General features: G+C 72.2%; 15 protein-coding genes. 14 read left to right on the top strand and 1 reads right to left on the bottom strand.

Annotated features, from left to right (window positions below; genetic code table 11):
* Window positions 1–44 precede the first annotated feature (44 nt).
* The 14 genes from EL245_RS11350 to EL245_RS11415 are packed head-to-tail and all read left to right on the top strand — an operon-like array spanning window position 45 to window position 17,550.
* Window positions 45–665: an NADH-quinone oxidoreductase subunit B gene (locus tag EL245_RS11350; RefSeq protein ID WP_126383231.1), complete on the top strand. Its 621-nt coding sequence runs from the start codon at window positions 45–47 to the stop codon at window positions 663–665.
* Window positions 662–1,429, top strand: a complete 768-nt coding sequence (locus tag EL245_RS11355) for an NADH-quinone oxidoreductase subunit C (RefSeq protein WP_126383233.1) — start codon at window positions 662–664, stop codon at window positions 1,427–1,429. The genes EL245_RS11350 and EL245_RS11355 overlap by 4 nt, the downstream gene beginning before the upstream one ends.
* The gene (locus tag EL245_RS11360) at window positions 1,429–2,826 is read left to right on the top strand and encodes an NADH-quinone oxidoreductase subunit D (RefSeq protein ID WP_126383235.1); all 1,398 of its coding nucleotides are present in this window, start codon (window positions 1,429–1,431) and stop codon (window positions 2,824–2,826) included. Before EL245_RS11355 ends, EL245_RS11360 begins: the two co-directional genes overlap by 1 nt.
* Window positions 2,826–3,581 (top strand): NADH-quinone oxidoreductase subunit NuoE, encoded by a 756-nt coding sequence (gene nuoE / locus EL245_RS11365; protein WP_126383237.1) that lies wholly within the window; start codon window positions 2,826–2,828, stop codon window positions 3,579–3,581. Before EL245_RS11360 ends, nuoE begins: the two co-directional genes overlap by 1 nt.
* On the top strand, window positions 3,578–4,936 hold the full coding sequence (nuoF, locus tag EL245_RS11370; protein WP_232009750.1) for an NADH-quinone oxidoreductase subunit NuoF: 1,359 nt from the start codon (window positions 3,578–3,580) through the stop codon (window positions 4,934–4,936). Before nuoE ends, nuoF begins: the two co-directional genes overlap by 4 nt.
* Window positions 4,937–4,939: 3 nt before the next feature.
* Window positions 4,940–7,639, top strand: a complete 2,700-nt coding sequence (locus EL245_RS11375; protein ID WP_126383241.1) for an NADH-quinone oxidoreductase subunit G — start codon at window positions 4,940–4,942, stop codon at window positions 7,637–7,639.
* Window positions 7,636–9,249 carry an NADH-quinone oxidoreductase subunit NuoH gene (gene nuoH / locus EL245_RS11380; RefSeq protein ID WP_126383243.1) on the top strand — a complete coding sequence of 538 codons (1,614 nt, stop codon included), beginning with the start codon at window positions 7,636–7,638 and terminating at the stop codon, window positions 9,247–9,249. Before EL245_RS11375 ends, nuoH begins: the two co-directional genes overlap by 4 nt.
* Complete coding sequence (nuoI, locus tag EL245_RS11385; protein WP_126383244.1) at window positions 9,242–9,934, top strand: NADH-quinone oxidoreductase subunit NuoI; 693 nt, start codon at window positions 9,242–9,244, stop codon at window positions 9,932–9,934. Before nuoH ends, nuoI begins: the two co-directional genes overlap by 8 nt.
* Complete coding sequence (locus EL245_RS11390) at window positions 9,934–10,983, top strand: NADH-quinone oxidoreductase subunit J (RefSeq protein WP_126383245.1); 1,050 nt, start codon at window positions 9,934–9,936, stop codon at window positions 10,981–10,983. The genes nuoI and EL245_RS11390 overlap by 1 nt, the downstream gene beginning before the upstream one ends.
* Window positions 10,980–11,285, top strand: a complete 306-nt coding sequence (gene nuoK, locus EL245_RS11395) for an NADH-quinone oxidoreductase subunit NuoK (RefSeq protein WP_126383247.1) — start codon at window positions 10,980–10,982, stop codon at window positions 11,283–11,285. Before EL245_RS11390 ends, nuoK begins: the two co-directional genes overlap by 4 nt.
* A gap of 17 nt (window positions 11,286–11,302) precedes the next feature.
* On the top strand, window positions 11,303–13,315 hold the full coding sequence (gene nuoL, locus EL245_RS11400) for an NADH-quinone oxidoreductase subunit L (protein WP_126383249.1): 2,013 nt from the start codon (window positions 11,303–11,305) through the stop codon (window positions 13,313–13,315).
* A gap of 16 nt (window positions 13,316–13,331) precedes the next feature.
* Entirely contained in the window at window positions 13,332–14,888 is a 1,557-nt protein-coding gene (locus EL245_RS11405) for a complex I subunit 4 family protein (protein ID WP_126383251.1), read from the top strand.
* Window positions 14,885–16,447: an NADH-quinone oxidoreductase subunit NuoN gene (gene nuoN / locus EL245_RS11410; RefSeq protein ID WP_126383253.1), complete on the top strand. Its 1,563-nt coding sequence runs from the start codon at window positions 14,885–14,887 to the stop codon at window positions 16,445–16,447. Before EL245_RS11405 ends, nuoN begins: the two co-directional genes overlap by 4 nt.
* A complete protein-coding gene (locus EL245_RS11415) occupies window positions 16,444–17,550 on the top strand; it encodes a polyprenyl synthetase family protein (protein WP_126383255.1) in 1,107 nt (368 codons plus the stop codon). Before nuoN ends, EL245_RS11415 begins: the two co-directional genes overlap by 4 nt.
* A 69-nt stretch (window positions 17,551–17,619) precedes the next feature.
* Here EL245_RS11415 and EL245_RS11420 read toward each other — a convergent pair whose 3' ends face one another.
* Complete coding sequence (locus tag EL245_RS11420) at window positions 17,620–18,963, bottom strand: LVIVD repeat-containing protein (protein ID WP_126383257.1); 1,344 nt, start codon at window positions 18,961–18,963, stop codon at window positions 17,620–17,622.
* Window positions 18,964–19,018 lie beyond the last annotated feature (55 nt).

A 19,018-nucleotide genomic window follows, 5' to 3' on the forward strand; every position in this document is an offset into this window, starting at 1 on the left:
AGCAGGACATCGGGTACACCCAGGACACGGAGGGCACGACGGCCATGAACATGAACGACTACAACGAGAAGATGCGGGGCATCCCCTCCAAGAGGGACGACCCCTACGCCCAGGCCGCCGCGGCGGTCGACAGCCCGGGGTTCCTGCTCACGAGCGTCGAGCGCCTCACCGGCCTGGCCCAGGCCCGCTCCCTGTGGCCGGTCACGATGGGCCTGGCCTGCTGCGCCATCGAGATGATGGCCGCGGGCACCCCCCGCTTCGACATGGCGCGATTCGGCTGGGAGGTCTTCCGGGCCTCCCCGCGACACGCCGACGTCATGATCGTCTCGGGCCGCCTGTCCCACAAGATGGCCCCGATCGTGCGCAACGTCTACGACTCGATGCCCGAGCCCAAGTGGGTCATCTCCATGGGGGCCTGCGCCTCGAGCGGGGGCATCTTCAACAACTACGCCATCGTCCAGGGCTGCGACCACGTCGTGCCGGTGGACATCTACCTGCCCGGCTGCCCGCCGCGGCCCGAGATGCTCATCAACGCCATGCTCGAGCTGACCCGTCAGATCGAGAAGCGTCCCGTGCTCGCCCACCGCGAGGAGATCGCGCGCGCCGTCGAGGCCGCGGCCCTGGCCGCCACACCCACCTCCGAGATGAAGGGCCTGCTCGCATGAGTGAGAACACCGCCGAGGACGGCGCCCCCACCGAGGCGGCCGAGCTCGCCGTGCCGGCCGTGCCCGAGGTCGCCGGCCAGCCCGTGCGACCCGAGCTGCGCCTCGAGGTCGTCTCCGCCCACACCGGCCACTTCGGCGCCCCGGACTCCGGCGACACCACCGGCTACGGGGGGACGACGAGCGTGGTCGCCCTCGCCCCGGCCGCCGTGCGTCCCTACGGCTCCTGGTTCGACGACGCCGTCGACGCGCTCATCGAGGACCTCACCGAGGCCGGTGTCGACCCGGCCCGAGCCATCGAGAAGGTCGTCGTCGAGCACGAGCAGCTCACCCTGTTCATCACCCGCGAGCACCTGCTCGACGTCGTGCGGCCCCTGCGGGACGACCAGGACCTGCGCTTCGAGCTGTGCCTGGGGGTGACCGGGGTGCACTACCCCGGCGACGTCGGGCGCGAGCTCCACGCCTGCTTCGAGTTCCTGTCCCTGACCCACGGCTCGCGCGCCATCCGCCTGGAGGTCACCTGCCCCGAGTCCGACCCGCACGTCCCCTCGATCGTGTCGGTCTACCCCGGCGACGACTGGCACGAGAGGGAGGCGTGGGACCTCATGGGCATCGTCTTCGACGGGCACCCCCACCTCACCCGCTCGGCCATGCCCGACGACTGGGTGGGCCACCCCCAGCGCAAGGACTACCCCCTCGGCGGCATCCCCGTCGAGTACCGGGGCGCCTCGACCGCCCCCGCCGACTCCCGGAGGTCGTACCGCTGATGAGCACCGCGAGCACGAACGCGGCCTTCGCGGCCGCAGGCCCGGCCACCGACGCGCTGGCCGACGGCGCCGAGCAGTTCACCGCCCACGGCGGGGACTGGGACGAGGTGGTCGCCCGCATCGCCGCCCGGGACGAGGCCGACCGCCTCGAGCACGACCGCATCGTGGTCAACATGGGGCCGGTCCACCCCTCGACGCACGGCGTGCTGCGACTGGTCCTGGAGATCGACGGCGAGCGGGTCACCGAGGTGCGGGTGGGCACCGGGTACCTCCACACCGGCATCGAGAAGAACATGGAGTACCGCACCTGGGTCCAGGGCGAGACCTTCGTGACCCGGATGGACTACGTCGCCCCCTTCTTCCAGGAGGTCGGCTACGCCCTGGCGGTCGAGAAGCTGCTCGGCATCACCGAGGAGGTCCCCGAGAAGGCCACCGTCGCCCGCGTCCTGCTCATGGAGCTCAACCGGATCGCCAGCCACGCCGTGGCCATCGGCACCGGGGGCAACGAGATGGGCGGCACGACCCTCATGACGATCTCCTTCCGGCTGCGCGAGCACATCCTGCGCGCCTTCGAGATGGTCTCCGGGCTGCGCATGAACCACGCCTACATCCGCCCCGGCGGGCTCGCGCAGGACATCCCCGAGGGCTTCACCGACTTCGTGCGCTCGATCATGCCCGAGATCAAGAAGGACCTCGGCGAGCTCGAGGCCCTCCTCGTGGAGAACCCGCTGCTCAAGTCCCGCTTCATCGGGGTGGGCGAGATCTCGCTGGCCGGGGCGATGGCCATGGGGCTGACCGGCCCCTGCCTGCGCGCCGCCGGCTACCCGCTCGACCTGCGCAAGACCAGGCCGTACTGCGACTACGAGACCTACAGCTTCGACGTGCCGGTCTACACCTCCTCGGACTGCTACACTCGGCTCCTGCTGCGCTTCGACGAGTGCTTCCAGTCCCTCAAGATCGTCTCCCAGGCCGTCGAGCGCCTCGAGGAGGTCAGCGCACGAGGCTCCGACCCCTCCAACACGACGATGGTCGCCGACCCCACGATCGCCTGGCCCGCCCGGATGGCCATCGCCACCGACGGCCAGGGCCAGTCCCTCGAGCACGTCCGCCAGATCATGGGGACCTCGATGGAGTCCCTCATCAGCCACTTCAAGCTGGTGACCCAGGGCTTCCACGTCCCCGCCGGTCAGGTCTACCAGACCATCGAGCACGCCAAGGGCGTCATGGGCGTCCACGCCGTGTCCGACGGCGGCACCCGCCCCTACCGGGTCCACTTCCGCGACCCCTCCTACTCCAACCTGCAGTCGCTGGCCATGATGGGGGAGGGCGGCATGATCGCCGACCTCGTGCCCACCCTGGCCTCCATCGACCCCGTCCTGGGAGGCGTGGACCGCTGATGAGCACGAACGCAACCGGCTACAGCCCCGAGGTCGCCCAGCGCCTCGAGGCCGACATCGACCAGATCATCGCCCGCTACCCCCAGGGCCAGGAGCGCAGCGCACTCATCCCCATGCTCCACCTCGTGCAGTCGGTCGACGGCTACGTCTCACCGGCGGGTATCGCCCTGTGCGCCGCCCGGCTCGGCCTCAACCCCTCCGAGGTCAGCGCGGTGGCGACCTTCTACAGCCAGTTCCGCAGGCACCCCGCGGGCACCTACCACGTGGGGGTGTGCACCAACGCCCTGTGCGCCGTCATGGGCGGGGACGAGATCTGGTCGGCCGTCTCGGAGCACACCGGCCTGGGCAGCGACGAGACGAGCGAGGACGGGACGATCAGCCTCGAGCGCGTCGAGTGCAACGCGGCCTGCGACTACGCCCCCGTCGTCATGGTCAACTGGGAGTTCTTCGACAACCAGACCCCCGACAGCGCCGTCGACCTCGTGCGCCGTCTGGAGCGGGGGGAGGACGTCGTGCCCACCCGCGGCCCCGAGACGGTGCCGACCTTCCGCGAGAACGCCAGGCTGCTCGCGGGATTCGAGGACGGTCGGGTCCAGGAGGGGGCGGGCCCCGGTGCCCCGACGCTGCGCGGCCTGCGCCTGGCCCGCGAGCACGGCTGGGCCGCGCCCGAGGTCCTGGCCCCGTCCCAGGCGCACCCGCAGGCCGAGCCCGCGGGACCCGGATCCACGGCATGCGCGCAGGAGGAGACGAAGTGAGCGCCGACAAGCCCACCGCCCCCGAGCCCGAGGCCCCCGCGCTGAGCGCGCCCGGCCGGCTGACACCCGTCGTCACCGACCTGTGGGACGTCGAGGACTCGTGGACCCTGGCTGCCTACCGGGAGCACGGCGGCTACGAGGGCCTGGCACGCGCCAAGACCCTGAGCCCCGACGAGCTCGTCGCCCTGGTCAAGGACTCCGGCCTGCGGGGCCGGGGAGGGGCCGGCTTCCCCGCCGGACTCAAGTGGTCCTTCCTGCCTCCCGCCGACGGCGGCCCGCGCTACCTCGTCGTCAACGCCGACGAGTCCGAGCCCGGCACCTGCAAGGACATCCCCACGATCCTGTCCAACCCCCAGGCCCTCGTCGAGGGCATCGCGATCACGAGCCGGGCCATCGGCTGCGACCACGCCTTCGTCTACCTGCGCGGCGAGGTCCCCCACGTCTACCGGCGCCTGCTGCACGCGGTGCGCGAGGCCACCGAGGCGGGGCTGCTTGACACCGGCTTCGGCCTCGACGGGGACCAGCCCCTGCGGATCACCGCCCACGCCGGCGCCGGGGCCTACATCTGCGGCGAGGAGACCGCCCTGCTCGACTCCCTCGAGGGACGCCGCGGGCACCCCCGCCTCAAGCCGCCCTTCCCGGCGGTGGCCGGTCTGTACGCCCGTCCCACCGTGGTCAACAACGTCGAGACCATCGCCCAGGTGCCGGCGATCCTGGCCCGGGGCGTGCAGTGGTACGCCTCGATGGGCACCGAGCGCTCCAAGGGGCACGGGATCTTCTCGCTGTCGGGGCACGTGTCCCGGCCCGGCCAGTTCGAGGCGCCCTTCGGGATCACGATGCGCGAGCTCATCGACCTGGCCGGGGGGATCCGGCCCGGTCACCGGCTCAAGTTCTGGGTCCCCGGAGGCTCCTCGACCCCGATCTTCGGCCCCGAGGAGCTCGACGTCCCGCTCGACTACGAGTCGGTGGCGGGCGCCGGCTCGATGCTGGGCACCCGCGCGCTCCAGGTCTTCGACGAGACCGTCTCGGTGGTGCGCGTCGTGGCCAGGTGGACCGAGTTCTACCAGCACGAGTCCTGCGGCAAGTGCACGCCCTGCCGCGAGGGCACCTACTGGATGCGTCAGATCATGGCGCGCCTCGAGCAGGGGCGGGGCCTGCCGGGTGACGTCGACAAGCTCGAGGACATCGCCTCCAACATCGCCGGACGCTCCTTCTGCGCCCTGGGCGACGCCGCCGCCACGCCGGTGCTCTCGGGCATCGCGCGCTTCCGCTCGGAGTTCGAGGCCGGCTGCACGACCCCCGCCCGCGAGCTCTTCCCCTACGCGGCCTCCGCACTCGTTGAAAGCGCACGGTGACACATGACTGACACGGTCCACCTCTCCATCGACGGGATGGAGGTCGAGGTCGCCCCCGGCACCCTCATCATCCGCGCCGCCGAGCGAGCCGGGGTGCGCATCCCGCGCTTCTGCGACCACCCGCTCCTGGCCCCCTCGGCCAACTGCCGCCAGTGCCTCGTCGAGGTGGCCATGCCCGGGCGCGACGGCGTCGTGCGGCCCATGCCCAAGCCCCAGCCCGCCTGCGCCATGACCGTGACCGACGGCATGGAGGTGGCCACCCAGGCCACGAGCGAGGTGGCGGCCAAGGCCCAGGCCGGCACGATGGAGTTCCTCCTCATCAACCACCCCCTCGACTGCCCGGTGTGCGACAAGGGCGGGGAGTGCCCCCTGCAGAACCAGGCCCTCGAGCTCATGGCCTCCGGCGCCCAGTCGGCCACGCGCTTCACCGACGTCAAGCGGGCCTTCCCCAAGCCCCTGCGGCTGACGAGCAACGTCCTGCTTGACCGCGACCGGTGCATCCTGTGCCAGCGCTGCGTCCGCTTCGCCGACCAGGTCGCCGGTGACCCGTTCATCGCCCTCCAGGGGCGCGGCGCCGGGCACGTGGGCGGGGAGATCACGCCGGGGCTGTACTCCGAGCAGATCGGCCGCTTCGACGCCTCGGTCCTCGACTTCCACGACCCCCACCACGACGAGGACCGGCGCACCATCCGCGGCGAGGCCGGCCTCCTGGCCAGCGAGGAGCTGGCCGGTCCCGGCGGCGAGCCGGGGGTCCTCGACGGGTACGCGAGCGCCGCAGCGCCCGGGGCCGGCGAGGAGCTCGACGTCTCCGGGAGGCCCTTCGCCTCCTACTTCTCGGGCAACATCATCCAGATCTGCCCGGTCGGCGCGCTCACCAGCGCCCGGTACCGCTTCCGCGCCCGGCCCATGGACCTCGTGTCCACCGACTCGGTCACCGAGCACGACGCCTCAGGCTCGGCCCTGCGCGTCGACATGCGCCGCGGCGTCGTGCTGCGCCGGCTCGCCGGTGAGGACCCCGAGGTCAACGAGGAGTGGATCACCGACAAGGACCGCTTCGCCTTCACCTGGTCCTCCCAGGCCGACAGGCTCACCGTCCCGCTCGTGCGCGACGAGGAGGGCCAGCTCGTGCCCACGAGCTGGTCGGACGCCCTCGACGTGGCGGCCACGGGCCTGGCCGAGGCCGCTGAGCGCGGGGTCGGCCTCCTGCCCGGGGCCCGCCTCACCCTCGAGGACGCCTGGGCCTGGTCGCGATTCGCCCGCACCGTCCTGGGCACGAACGACATCGACCAGCGGGTGCGTGACCACAGCCCCGAGGAGGACACCTTCCTCGCCGCCCGGGTGGCCGGCACCGGCCTGGGGCGGGTGACCTACCGCTCCCTGGAGCAGGCGGGCCAGGTGCTTCTCGTCGCCCTGGAGCCCGAGGACGAGTGCGGCTCCCTCTTCCTGCGCCTGCGCAAGGCCGTCCAGGCCGGGGGCGCCGAGGTGGCCACCGTGACCGCAGCCGCCACCTTCGGGTCCCGCAAGCTCGGTGCGACGACCGTCCTGACGGCCCCCGGCCAGGAGGCCCGCGCCGTGGCGCTGCTGTCACGGACCCACCCGGGGATCGTCGAGGGCCTGTCCCGGCCGGGTGCGACGATCCTCGTCGGGGAGCGCGCCGCCGCCGTGCCCGGGCTCCTGTCGGTCGTCGACGCCCTGGCCACCGCCACGGGAGCCCGGCTGGCCTGGGTTCCGCGCCGCGCCGGGGAGCGCGGCGGCATCGAGGCCGGCGCCCTGCCCTTCCTCCTGCCTGGCGGACGGCCCGTCGCCGACGACCGGGCCAGGGCCGAGGTGGCGCGGTCCTGGCGGGCCGGAACCGGACAGCTCAACGCCAACCGGCCCCTGCCGGAGCGGCCCGGCCGCGACACGACGGCGATCCTGACGGCCCTGGCCGACGGTGAGCTCGGCGGCCTGGTGATCGGCGGCGTCGACCTGCGCGACTTCCCCGACCCGGGCCTGGCGCGCACCGCGCTGGCCTCCTCGGCCTTCACCGTCCAGCTCGAGGTGCGCCGCACGGAGGTGAGCGAGCACGCCGACGTCGTGCTGCCCGTGGCGCCTCCGGTGGAGAAGAACGGCACCTTCGTCAACTGGGAGGGGCGGGTGCGCCCCTTCGGCCAGGCACACGTCTCGCGGGCCCGCACCGACCGCCAGGTCCTGGGCGCGCTGGCCGCGGAGATGGGTACCGACCTCGAGTCCGAGGACCTCGCCGTCCTGCACGCCCAGATCGCCGAGCTCGGACTGTGGTCCGGGGCGCGCGGCCCCGTGGCCTTCACCGAGCAGGAGGCCCAGGCCGGGCAGGACCAGGGGGAGACCGGGACCGCTCCGGTGGGCCTCGCGGCCGCCCTGGCCACCCACAAGCCGATGCTCGACGACGGCCGGCTCCAGGACGGTGAGCCCTTCCTGGCCGCCACGGCACTGCGCCCGGTGGCCCGCGTGGCCGCCGACCTGGCCGAGCGCCTCGCTCTCGACCCCGGTCAGGAGGTCGAGGTGGCCACCGACACCGGCACGATCACCCTGCCGGCCGCCATCGGGGGCGTGGCCGACGGCGTCGTGTGGCTGCCGGAGTGCTCCCCGGGGTCGACCGTGCGCCAGACCCTGGGCGCCGGGCACGGCTCGCCGGTCCGGATCTCGCTGCCCGCACCGACCAGCACGGAGGTGTCCCTGTGACCACCGCAGCCCTTGTCCGCGCCGTCGCGCAGCCGACGGCCACGGGAGGCGTGACCGCCGACTTCTCTGCCGAGACCTGGTGGCTGTCGGTCATCAAGGCGGTCTTCATCGTCGTCTTCCTCATCGTGTCCGTCATCATGGTCCTGTGGGTCGAGCGCCGCGGCCTGGCCAGGATGCAGGTGCGCCGCGGACCCAACGTCAACGGCCCCCTGGGCCTGCTCCAGGCGGTGGCCGACGCGGGCAAGCTCATCCTCAAGGAGGACTTCTGGCTCAAGGGCGCCGAGAGGTTCATCTACATCCTCGCGCCGGTCATCGCGGCCTTCTGCGCCTTCATGGTGTACGCGGTCATCCCCTTCGGGCCTGAGGTCTCCATCCTGGGGCACCGCACCCCGCTGCAGCTGGCCGACTTCCCCGTCGCAGTCCTCTACATCCTCGCGGTGACGGCCTTCGGCGTCTACGGCATCATCCTGGGCGGCTGGTCGAGCCACTCCACCTACCCGCTGCTGGGCGCCGTGCGCAGCGCCGCCCAGGTCATCTCCTACGAGCTGGCGATGAGCCTGTCGATGCTCACCGTCTTCCTGGCCTCGGGCACCATGTCGACCTCAGGCATCGTCTCGGCCCAGGAGCGCCTGTGGTGGGGCGTGGCCATGGTCCCCAGCCTCCTCATCTACGTCGTGTCGATGATCGGAGAAGTCAACCGCCTGCCCTTCGACCTGCCTGAGGCCGAGGGCGAGCTCGTCGCGGGGCACATGGTCGAGTACTCCTCGATGAAGTTCGCCTGGTACTTCCTGGCCGAGTACATCAACATGTTCAACGTCTCGGCGGTGTGCGTCACCCTCTTCCTGGGGGGCTGGCGCTCCTTCGTCCTGGCCTCCTTCTGGGACGGGGCGAACTCGGGGTGGTGGCCGCTGCTGTGGTTCGTCCTCAAGGTCTGGGCCGTCATGTTCTTCATGATCTGGACGCGCGGCACGCTCGTGCGCATCCGCTACGACCACTTCATGAAGCTGGGCTGGAAGGTCCTCATCCCCGTCTCGCTGGCCTGGTTCGTCCTCGTCGCGCTCGTCCAGGCCTACCGGAGCTTCACCGACGGGTCCACCCAGGGCCTCCTGCTCGTCCTGGCGGCGATCTTCCTCGTGGCCATGCTCATCCTCTTCCTCGCCCCCGCGGCGCCCGAGGAGGAGGCCGACGGCGTGCCCGAGGAGACGGAGGATGCCGAGTGGGGTGAGGGCCTGGCCGGTGACGCCGGTGACGCCGGTGACGCCGGTGACGCCGGTGACGAGGTCATCGCGCCGGGGGAGGGCGCCGACCTTCTCGCCGGTGGCTTCCCGGTCCCGCCGCTGCCCGGTCAGAAGCTGCCCCCCTCGCCGCGCGCCAGGCGCGCCGAGCCGGTCCCGGAGCCCGCCGCCGACGCCTCCGACGAGGCCTCCTCGCTCAGCCTCCGGCTGGCAGATGACCCCTCGGCCGTCCCGGCTGCCGTCCCCTCGGTCGTCGCGGACATCGCCGCCTCGCTCACGATCCACTCCACCGGGGCCGGCACCGCCGACTCCACGACGACACGGCCCGAGGCCGACACCCCCGCCAGCGGCGCCCAGGAGGACAACGATGACTGAGCACACCGACGCCCCCCGCACGGGGCGGTCCGACCACAACCGGTGGCTGCGCGACGCGCCGGGCACCCTGGGCCGCGTCTTCGCCCCCGTGGCCGGCTACGGCGTGACGATCTCCTCGATGTTCCGACCCACGGTCACCGAGCTCTACCCCTTCGAGCCGGCGGTGCTCATGCCCCGCTACCACGGGCGTCACCAGCTCAACCGGTACGACGACGGCCTGGAGAAGTGCATCGGCTGCGAGCTGTGCGCCTGGGCCTGCCCCGCTGACGCCATCTACGTCGAGGCCGCCTCCAACGCCCCGGGGGAGCAGTACTCGCCCGGGGAGCGCTACGGGCGCGTCTACCAGATCAACTACCTGCGGTGCATCTTCTGCGGCCTGTGCATCGAGGCCTGCCCGACACGCGCCCTGACGATGACCCACGAGATCGACGAGCTGGTCGGCCCGACGCGCACCGGCCTCATCTACGACAAGCAGGACCTGCTCGCCCCGCTGCCCGACGGCGCGCTCGCGACCCCGCACCCCATGGTCGAGGGGACCGAGGACGCCGACTACTACCGCGGAGCGGTCACCGGCCCCACCCAGGCCCAGGTCGACTGGGTGCGCTCGCACCGCCCCGACGACCCCTCGCTGGCCGACGCGGCTCCGGTCCCTGCCCCGGCCCTGTCCAAGGAGGTCGTCCACTGATGCCCGTCCTGCACGCACCCCTTGCCCTGACCGGTTCAGGCGAGGTCTCCACCGGCGAGACGATCCTGTTCGGGGTCATCGCCGTGGTGACGGTCGGCTGCGCCCTGGGCCTGCTCACCGCCAAGCGGGCCGTGAGCGCCGCGGTCAACATGATCGCGATCATGATCTGCCTGGCGGTCCTCTACGTCGCCTCCGAGGCGCCCTTCCTGGGGATCACGCAGGTGGTCGTCTACACCGGCGCCGTCATGACCCTCGTCCTGTTCGTCGTCATGATGGTGGGGCTGGGCGGCGACGAGCCGGTCAGCGCCACCGGCTCCCCGGCCAACAAGTGGCTCGTCGTCCTCCTGGGTGCCGGGCTCGCCGCGGTCCTCGTGTCGGTCGTCGTGACCACCGCCTTCCCCGAGGCCGCCGGGCTCCAGGCCGGCGACGACGCGACCCCCCAGACGCTGGCCGAGGTGCTCTTCGGCAGCCACGTCGTCGTCATGGAGCTGACCGGCATCCTGCTCGTGGTGGCGGCCGTCGGTGCGCTGAGCCTGACCCACCGGGAGCGCATCCGCCCCGCCGCCAACCAGCGCAGGACCGCCCAGGCCAAGATGCGCGCCTACGCGGCCCGTGGCCTGCACCCCGGGCAGAAGCCGATGCCGGGGGTCTACGCCGCGACGAACGCCGCCTCGGCCCCCGCCCTGGACGCCTCGGGACGGGCGGTCGAGGAGTCCGTCCCGCGCGTCCTGCGGGCGCGCGGGGACGCCCTGGAGGTCGCAGAGGTCTCCCCGGAGACCGGGCGCGCCCAGCGTGCCGGGACCCTCGCCTCGCGCAACGAGGCCGTCGTGGGCCGTTCCGGCATGGCCTCGATGCCCGGTGCCCCGGCGCCCGTCGTCCTCCAGCCCCTGGCCGTGGAGCCCTCGGAGCCCTCGGGCGCTGAGGACCCCGAGGACGCCGAGGACGACCCCCGCGCGGCCCGCGAGCAGGAGGCCGAGGCACAGGACGCGCCACGTGACCCGGGCAGCCCGGGCAACCCGGGCAACCAGGACAAGGAGGACAAGAAGTGACCGTCCCCGTGACCGCCTACGTCGTCCTCGCCGTCGTCCTGTTCAGCATCGGGGCGCTCACGGTGCTCCTGCGGCGCAACGCCATCATCGAGCTCATGGGCGTCGAGCTCATGCTCAACTCGGTCAACCTCGCCCTCGTCAGCTTCTCCCGGCTCCACGGGGACCTGACCGGCCAGCTCTTCGCCTTCTTCGTCATGGTGGTGGCCGCCGCCGAGGTCGTCGTGGGGCTGAGCATCGTCGTGTCCATCTTCCGCACCCGCAGGTCGACCTCCGTCGACGACGAGAACCTGCTCAAGAACTGAAGGGGGCCGACACTTCCATGACCTCAACGCCTCTGACCCTGGCCGCCGCGGCCGACGCCTCCGCTGCGGCCGTCACCCCCGCCACAGGCGCCGCAGCACTGTCCTGGCTGCTCATCGCGGTGCCCGCGGCGAGCGCCGCCCTGCTCCTGCTCACCGGGCGCGCCTCGGACCGCTGGGGGCACTGGCTGGCGGTGGCCGCCTCCGTCTTCAGCGCGGTCCTGGGCACCGTCATCCTCCTCCAGGTCCTGGGCACCGACCCCGATGAGCGGGTCCTGTCGGTGCACCTGTGGCGCTGGTTCGCCGCAGGGGACCTCACGGTGGACCTCGGGCTGCGCCTGGACCCGCTGTCGCTCACCTTCGTCGCCCTCGTCACGGTCGTGGGGTCACTCATCCACCTGTACTCGGTCGCCTACATGGCCCACGACCGGGACAGGCGCCGCTTCTTCGCCTACCTCAACCTCTTCGTGGCCGCGATGCTCACCCTGGTCCTGGGCGACTCCTACATCGCGCTGTTCATCGGCTGGGAGGGCGTGGGCCTGGCCTCCTACCTGCTCATCGGGTTCTGGAACACCGCTGACGCCGAGGACGACAGCGCGGTGCGCGCCACGAGCCGGGAGAACGCCACGGCCGCCAAGAAGGCCTTCATCATGAACCGGGTCGGTGACCTGGGCCTCCTGGCCGCCATGATGGCCATGGTCTCCCAGGTCGGGTCGGTGGCCTTCGACGCCGTGCTGCCCGCCGCCGGCGACTCGGCGATCTCCACGGGGTGGCTGACCGCCATGGGCTTCTTCCTCCTGCTGGCCGCCTGCGGCAAGTCCGCCCAGTTCCCGCTCCAGGCGTGGCTCGGCGACGCGATGGCCGGCCCGACGCCGGTGTCCGCACTCATCCACGCCGCGACGATGGTCACCGCCGGCGTCTACCTCATGGTGCGCTCGGCCCCGGTCCTCGAGGGGGCCCCCACGGCTCAGACGGCCGTGGCGGTCGTCGGAGCCCTCACCCTCGTCCTGGGGGCGGTCATCGGAAGCGCGAAGGACGACATGAAGAAGGTCCTGGCCGCCTCGACGATGAGCCAGCTCGGCTACATGATGCTCGGCGCCGGCCTGGGGCCGGTCGGCTACGCGGTCGCGATCTTCCACCTGCTCACCCACGGCTTCTTCAAGGCCCAGCTGTTCCTGGCAGCCGGGTCGGTCATGCACGCCATGGGGGACCAGGTCGACATGCGCCGCTTCGGCGCCCTGCGCACGGCGATGAGGGTGACCTGGGTGACGATGGGCATCGGCTGGCTCGCGATCCTGGGCGTCCCGCCCTTCTCCGGCTTCTGGTCCAAGGACCTCATCATCGAGGCGGCCTTCGTCGGCCAGGGCCTGCGCCCGTGGATCCTGGGGACCGTCGCGCTCCTGGGCGCGGGCCTGACCGCCTTCTACATGTCTCGCCTGTTCTTCATGATCTTCCACGGCTCACCGCGCTGGACCACCGCCTCGGACATCGAGGGCGAGGTCCACCCCCACGAGTCGGGGTGGCTCATGACCGCACCGCTCATCATCCTGTCGGTCTTCTCGGTGGGACTGGGCGGCCTGCTCGCCTCCGGTGACGCCTTCGTCACCTGGCTCGAGCCGGTGACCGGGCACGTCGAGCACCACGAGCCGGTGCTGGCGGTGCCGGTCATCATGGGCCTGACCCTCGCGCTGGTCGTCCTCGGCGCCCTGAGCGCCTGGGTCATGTACGCCCGGCGCGAGGTGCCGGTCGTCGTCCAGCCCGGCAACGCCCTGGTCGAGGCCACCCGCCACGACCTCTACCAGGACGCGGTCAACGAGGCGCTGGCCATGCGCCCCGGGCAGGGCCTCGTCGTCGCCACCACCGTGAGCGACCGCCACGTCGTCGACGGCGCGGTCGAGGGGCTCGCCCGGGCGACCGCGGGCCTGGGCAGGCTCGTGCGCCGCACCGAGTCCGGCTTCGTGCGCTCCTACGCCGGCTACATGCTGGCCGGAGTGGTCCTTGCCCTCATCGCCGTCCTGGCCAGCAGGTACTGAGAGGACACGACCCCATATGCAGTCCATCACCGCAGACCTCCCCGTGCTCACCATCACGGCGCTCGTCCCCCTGACCGGGGCGCTGCTCCTGTGGGTGCTGCCCCCGCTGCGCGCCCGGGCCCGAGCCGTCGGCCTCCTGTTCTCCGTGGCCGCGCTCGCGGCGGGCGTGTGGGCCCTGACCCTGTTCGACCTCGACGCCGGGGGCACGGTCCAGCTGGCCCAGACGCGGGCGTGGATCCCCTCCCTCGGGGTGTCGTGGGCGCTGGGCGTCAACGGCCTGGGGCTGGCCATGGTCCTGCTCACGGTCTTCCTCACCCCCCTCGTGCTGCTGGCCAGCTGGGGGGAGGTCGCGGCGGAGCGCCAGGGCCTGTTCACCATCCTCGTCCTGGTCCTGGAGTCGCTTGTCGTCATCCTGTTCAGCGCCCGCGACGTCTTCGTGTTCTACGTGTGCTTCGAGGCCATGCTCGTGCCCGTGTACTTCCTCATCGGCCGCTTCGGCGGACCCGACCGCAGGCGGGCGGCCCTCAAGTTCCTCCTGTACTCCCTGGCGGGCGGGCTCGTCATGCTCGTGGGGGTCGTCGCGCTGTTCGTCTACGGACCCGGCGGCGAGACGAACTACCTCATCGACTCCCTGGCCGCGGGACTGAGCGCCTCGACCGGCGCGAGCAGGTGGATCTTCGTCTCCTTCCTCGTGGCCTTCGCCATCAAGGCGCCGATGGTGCCGGTGCACACCTGGCTGCCCGACACCGCCGAGCAGGCGACCCCCGGGACCTCGGTGCTGCTCATCGGCGTACTCGACAAGATCGGCACCTACGGGATGATCGCCCTCGTCCTGCCGCTGTTCCCGCAGGTCACGACCTGGGCCGCGCCGGTGGTCATCGTCCTGGCCCTCGTGGGGATCGTCTACGGCGGGCTGGCGGCCATCGGCCAGGACAACCTCTACCGGCTCATCGCCTACACCTCGATCAGCCACTTCGGCTTCATGGTGCTGGGCATCTTCATCGGCAACGAGGTGGCGGCCACCGGCGCGATGGTCTACATGGTCGCCCACGGCCTGTCGATCGCCGGGCTCTTCCTCGTCACCGGCTTCATGGCGCGGCGCACCGGAACGGTGGCGATCCGCGAGCTCGGCGGCCTGGCCAGGGTCATGCCCCTGGTGGCCGGGACCTTCCTCGTGTCCGGCCTGGCCTCGATCGCCCTGCCGGGGCTGTCGGGCTTCGTGCCGGAGTGGATGGTGCTGACCGGCACGTTCTCGGAGTCGGTCGTCGTCGGCCTCATCGCCCTGGCCGGGGTCGTCATCGCCGCGGTCTACCTGCTCCTGCCCTACCAGCGGGTCTTCACCGGCGCGCCGGCCCCCGAGCGCGTCGGCTCCCCGGACCTCGACGGCCGCGAGAGGCTCGTCCTGGTCCCGGTCATCGCCGCCATGCTCGTCCTGGGCCTGGCGCCGGCCGTCCTGACCGGGGTCCTCGACCCGGTCGGCGCGCAGGTCGCCGAGGTCTCCGGGGCGGCGCCGGCCGCGGACTCCCCTGAGCCAGCACCCGCCCCCACCGTCACGGAAGGGAACCCCCAGTGAGCTTCACCGCCCCGACCATCACCTGGGCCGGACTCACACCGGTCCTGCTCGTCCTGGGCGCAGGGGTCCTCGGCGTCCTCCTCGAGGCCCTCGTGCCCCGCCGCAGCCGCCTGACCACTCAGACGGTGCTCGCCCTGGGAGCCGTCCTGGCCGCGGGCGTCGCCCTGAGCGACCGCTGGGTCAAGGTCTCGGCCGGCACCGGCTCCGCCCTGACCACGGGCATCAACGAGGACCCCTTCGGCGTGGCCGCGCAGGGCGTGCTGCTCGTCATCGGGCTGCTCGCCGTGCTCGTCATCGCCGACCGCACCTCGGCCGGGGACGGGGCCTTCGCTGCTCAGGGCGCTGACCGTCCGGGATCGGCGGAGGAGACCGAGTCGCTCCACGCGGGCTGGACCTCGACCGAGGTGCTCCCGCTGACGATGCTCTCCCTGGGGGGCATGATGCTCTTCGGCATGGTGAGCGACCTCATCGCCCTGTTCGTCGTCCTCGAGCTGGTCTCCCTGCCTCTGTACGTCATGGCCGCCCTGGCCCGCCACCGCCGCCTGCTCAGCCAGGAGGCCGCACTCAAGTACTTCGTCCTGGGCGCCTTCGCCTCGGCCTTCCTGCTCATGGGTGCCGCCCTCCTGTACGGGTACTCCGGCTCGGTGTCCTACGCCGTCATCGCCCAGGTCCTCCAGGAGGGCACGGCGGCCGGCACGGACCGGCTCGTCCTGGCGGGCACGGCGCTGGTGACCATCGGGCTGCTGTTCAAGATCGCCGCCGTGCCCTTCCACGCGTGGAGCCCCGACGTCTACCAGGGCGCCCCCACCCCGGTCACCGGCTTCATGGCCGCCGGGGTCAAGGCCGCCGCCTTCCTGGCCCTCGTGCGCTTCTACTACGTCGTGGGGGGCAACCTCGGCTGGGACATGGCGCCCTTCCTGTGGAGCGTGGCCGTGCTCACCATGGCTGTGGGCACCGTCGTCGGCGTCGTGCAGGGTGACGTCAAGCGCATGCTCGCCTACTCGGCCATCGCCCACGCCGGGCACATGCTCATCGGCGTCATCGCGCTGGACGCGCGAGGCATCCACGCCCTGCTCCTCTACGCCCTCGTCTACGGGGTCGCGACCCTGGGCGCCTTCGGCGTCGTCGCGCTCGTGCGGGCAGACCACGACGGGGCCCCGGGGGCCGAGGCCACCGACCTGGAGTCCTTCGCCGGGCTGGGGCGCACCAACCCGTGGCTGGCCGGGGCGATGACGGTCTTCCTCCTGTCCTTCGCGGGCATCCCCCTGACGGCCGGCTTCGTGGCCAAGTTCGACCTGTTCGTCGCGGGGGCGAGCGGGGGAGCGGTGTGGCTGGTCGTCGCCGCGGTCGTGTCCTCGGCCGTCACCGCCTTCTTCTACGCGCGGCTCATCGTCCTCATGTTCTTCCGTGACCCCACTCAGGGGCGTGTCGTCGTCGTGTCCTCCACCGGCCTGTCGGCGGTGGCGATCGTCCTGGCGGCCGTCGCGACGATCGGCCTGGGTGTGGCGCCGGAGGCGCTTCTGACCACGCTGGGTCACGCCGTTATGCTCGTGCCGTGATCGGATCGCTGCCACTGCACGCCCCAGAGCTCGAGGGGCGGATCGTGCCTGCCCTCGAGGCCGTCGAGACGCGCCTGCTGGAGGTCGTCAGCAACGCCGACGAGACCATCAACCCGCCGACCTCCCACCTGGCCGAGGCCGGGGGCAAGCGTCTGCGCCCGGTCCTGACCCTCCTGACCGCCCAGCTCGGCGACCCGGCCCTGGCGGTCGGGGAGGCCGTACGGGACGCGGGCGTGGCCGTTGAGCTCACCCATATTGCGACCCTCTACCACGACGACGTCATGGATGACGCCCCCCTGCGCCGGGGGGCGCCGAGCGCCCAGACGGTCTGGGGCAACTCCGCGGCGATCCTCACCGGGGACGTCCTCGTGGCCCGCGCCTCCCAGCTCGTGGCGGGACTGGGGCCCGAGGCGGTGCTCGCCCACGCCAAGACCTTCGAGCGGCTGTGCATGGGCCAGCTCCACGAGACGCTGCCGCGGCCCGTGGGCACCGACCCGGTGGCCCACTACATCCAGGTCCTGGCTGACAAGACGGGCTCCCTCATCGCCGTCTCGGCCCGCTACGGCGCCATGCTCTCAGGGGCCGGGGCGGCCACCGAGCGGATCGTGGAGACCTTCGGGGAGAGGATCGGGGTCGCCTACCAGCTCGCCGACGACTGCCTCGACGTGACGAGCGACTCCCGCACCTCGGGCAAGACACCGGGGACGGACCTGCGTGAGGGCGTCGACACCATGCCCGTGCTCCTCCTGCGCCAGGCGCTGGCCGCCGGGGAGCTCGACGCCGCGGGCCAGTCGATCCTCTCGGCCCTGTCGACCGCCGACCTGACCGACGACGCCGTCCTGGCCGAGGTCGTCGCCCGGCTGCGCACCCACCCCGTCCTGGCCCGCACCCGGCAGATGGCGATGAGCTGGGCCGAGGAGGCCGTCGAGGTGCTTGAGGGCCTCGAGCAGGCCGTGCTCGAGGGGACAAGAGCCCGGCTCGAGGCCGAGGGCCTCGACGCCGCGGCGCTCGAGGCCGAGCTCGCCGAGGCCCGGCAGCGGGTCAGGCTCGTGCGTGCCAGCATGGAGCAGTTCGCGCGGCTGCTCGTCGACCGCGCCGCCTGACCCTCCGGCCGCCGCGACCGCCGGCACGCCGGGCCAGCAGGAGCGGGTCGGGCCGGCGGCCCGACCCGATCAGGACCGCCAGTCGGTGGCGAGGATGACGGTGTTCTCCTCGTCGACCGCCGCCAGGGGGCTGACACCGACGACGGACTGGGACGGGTAGGCGGTCGAGGTGATGTCCGCCCCGGTGGTCAGGTCGATGAGGGTGATCGTGTCGGGCTGGTCCTCGAAGCACAGGTAGAGGACGTCGTCCAGGACGGTCGCCGAGATCGGCAGGGCCCGGCCGGAGTCGGCCGACCAGGTCACCGCGGGGGCGGGGTCGCCGGGCTTGCGCGCCTCGAAGACCTCCTGGCCGATCGTGACGAGGTAGCCGCCGTGGTACGTCGAGTCGACCGTCAGGTCGACGGTGGAGGGGATGGGCTCGGTCTGCTCGATCTCGGTGCCCGTGCTCAGGTCGTAGGCGCCCAGGCCCTCCGTCCCGTCCCAGGTCACGCCGTAGGCGACGTGCCCGACGACCCGCGAGACGGTCATCGTCCCGGGAGGGTCGACCTCCGCGCCGTCGGTCAGGGAGATGAGCGTGCCGCCCTCCCACTGGCCGGTCACGTAGTCGCAGGCCTCCCGTGAGGAGAAGTAGCCGTCGAGGTCCTGGGGGTCGGACACGATGGTCGACAGGTCGGTGGTGCTCACCGAGGCGATGTGGTCGGTCCCCCACTGCGCGATGAGCACCGACCCGTCGGTCGACAGGCGCAGCCCGGCCATCGCCCCCTGCTCCTCGGGGACGATCCCCGAGTCCCACAGGGTGGTCGAGGCGGTGACCGTGCCGTCAGCCAGGGCGATCTTGAGCAGGTCGACCCGGGCCGTGCCCTCCTGGGCCTCCGTCTCCTCCGCGGAGACCCAGTCGTCCTCCTCGGTGAGCTGCTCGGAGTCCTGCCCGGTCGACGCCGTTCCCGGCCCCTCGAGGACGGCCAGCGCGTAGCCCTCCTCGCCCTCGACCACGATCCTCGAGGCGGTCAGGGAGTAGGCGGCCCCGTCCTGGGCGGGGGCCGGGTCGTCGGCGGCCGCCGTCGCGTACTGACCGGTCGCGGGGTCGACCGTGACGACCCGGGTGTCCGTCGTCGTCAGGTCGGTGTAGAAGATGACCGAGCCGCCCCCCGTGAACAGGCGGGCGATCCCGGCCGCGTAGCGTCCGCTCACCCGGACGAAGCGCGATCCCGATCCGTCGACCGACACCGGCAGGTCAGCAGCCTCGCCGAAGGCGGTCGGAGGGGTGGTCGGCACCGACCCGGCCCCGGACCCTCCAGCGCCGGAGGATGTCGGCGCAGGGTCCGACGACCCCGCCCCTGAGCCGCAGGCCGCCAGGACAGGCAGGACAAGTGCGCCCAGGGCTGCGCGGGACAGGAAGGCACGACGTCTCATCGGCAACTCGCTCCTCCGGGATCAGTGCAGCACCGCCGCTGCGGGGTGGGTGGTG

This window comes from Actinomyces howellii (assembly GCF_900637165.1).
Classification (GTDB): Bacteria; Actinomycetota; Actinomycetes; order Actinomycetales; family Actinomycetaceae; genus Actinomyces; species Actinomyces howellii.

What these genes read in the sequence shown, in the direction of transcription:
- EL245_RS11350 (WP_126383231.1), top strand. Translation starts at nt 45, where the DNA reads ATGAACATGAACGACTACAACGAGAAGATGCGGGGCATCCCCTCCAAG.
- EL245_RS11390 (WP_126383245.1), top strand. Translation starts at nt 9,934, where the DNA reads ATGCCCGTCCTGCACGCACCCCTTGCCCTGACCGGTTCAGGCGAGGTC.
- nuoI (WP_126383244.1), top strand. Translation starts at nt 9,242, where the DNA reads ATGACTGAGCACACCGACGCCCCCCGCACGGGGCGGTCCGACCACAAC.
- EL245_RS11375 (WP_126383241.1), top strand. Translation starts at nt 4,940, where the DNA reads ATGACTGACACGGTCCACCTCTCCATCGACGGGATGGAGGTCGAGGTC.
- EL245_RS11360 (WP_126383235.1), top strand. Translation starts at nt 1,429, where the DNA reads ATGAGCACCGCGAGCACGAACGCGGCCTTCGCGGCCGCAGGCCCGGCC.
- EL245_RS11405 (WP_126383251.1), top strand. Translation starts at nt 13,332, where the DNA reads ATGCAGTCCATCACCGCAGACCTCCCCGTGCTCACCATCACGGCGCTC.
- nuoE (WP_126383237.1), top strand. Translation starts at nt 2,826, where the DNA reads ATGAGCACGAACGCAACCGGCTACAGCCCCGAGGTCGCCCAGCGCCTC.
- nuoL (WP_126383249.1), top strand. Translation starts at nt 11,303, where the DNA reads ATGACCTCAACGCCTCTGACCCTGGCCGCCGCGGCCGACGCCTCCGCT.
- EL245_RS11420 (WP_126383257.1), bottom strand. Translation starts at nt 18,963, where the DNA reads ATGAGACGTCGTGCCTTCCTGTCCCGCGCAGCCCTGGGCGCACTTGTC.
- EL245_RS11355 (WP_126383233.1), top strand. Translation starts at nt 662, where the DNA reads ATGAGTGAGAACACCGCCGAGGACGGCGCCCCCACCGAGGCGGCCGAG.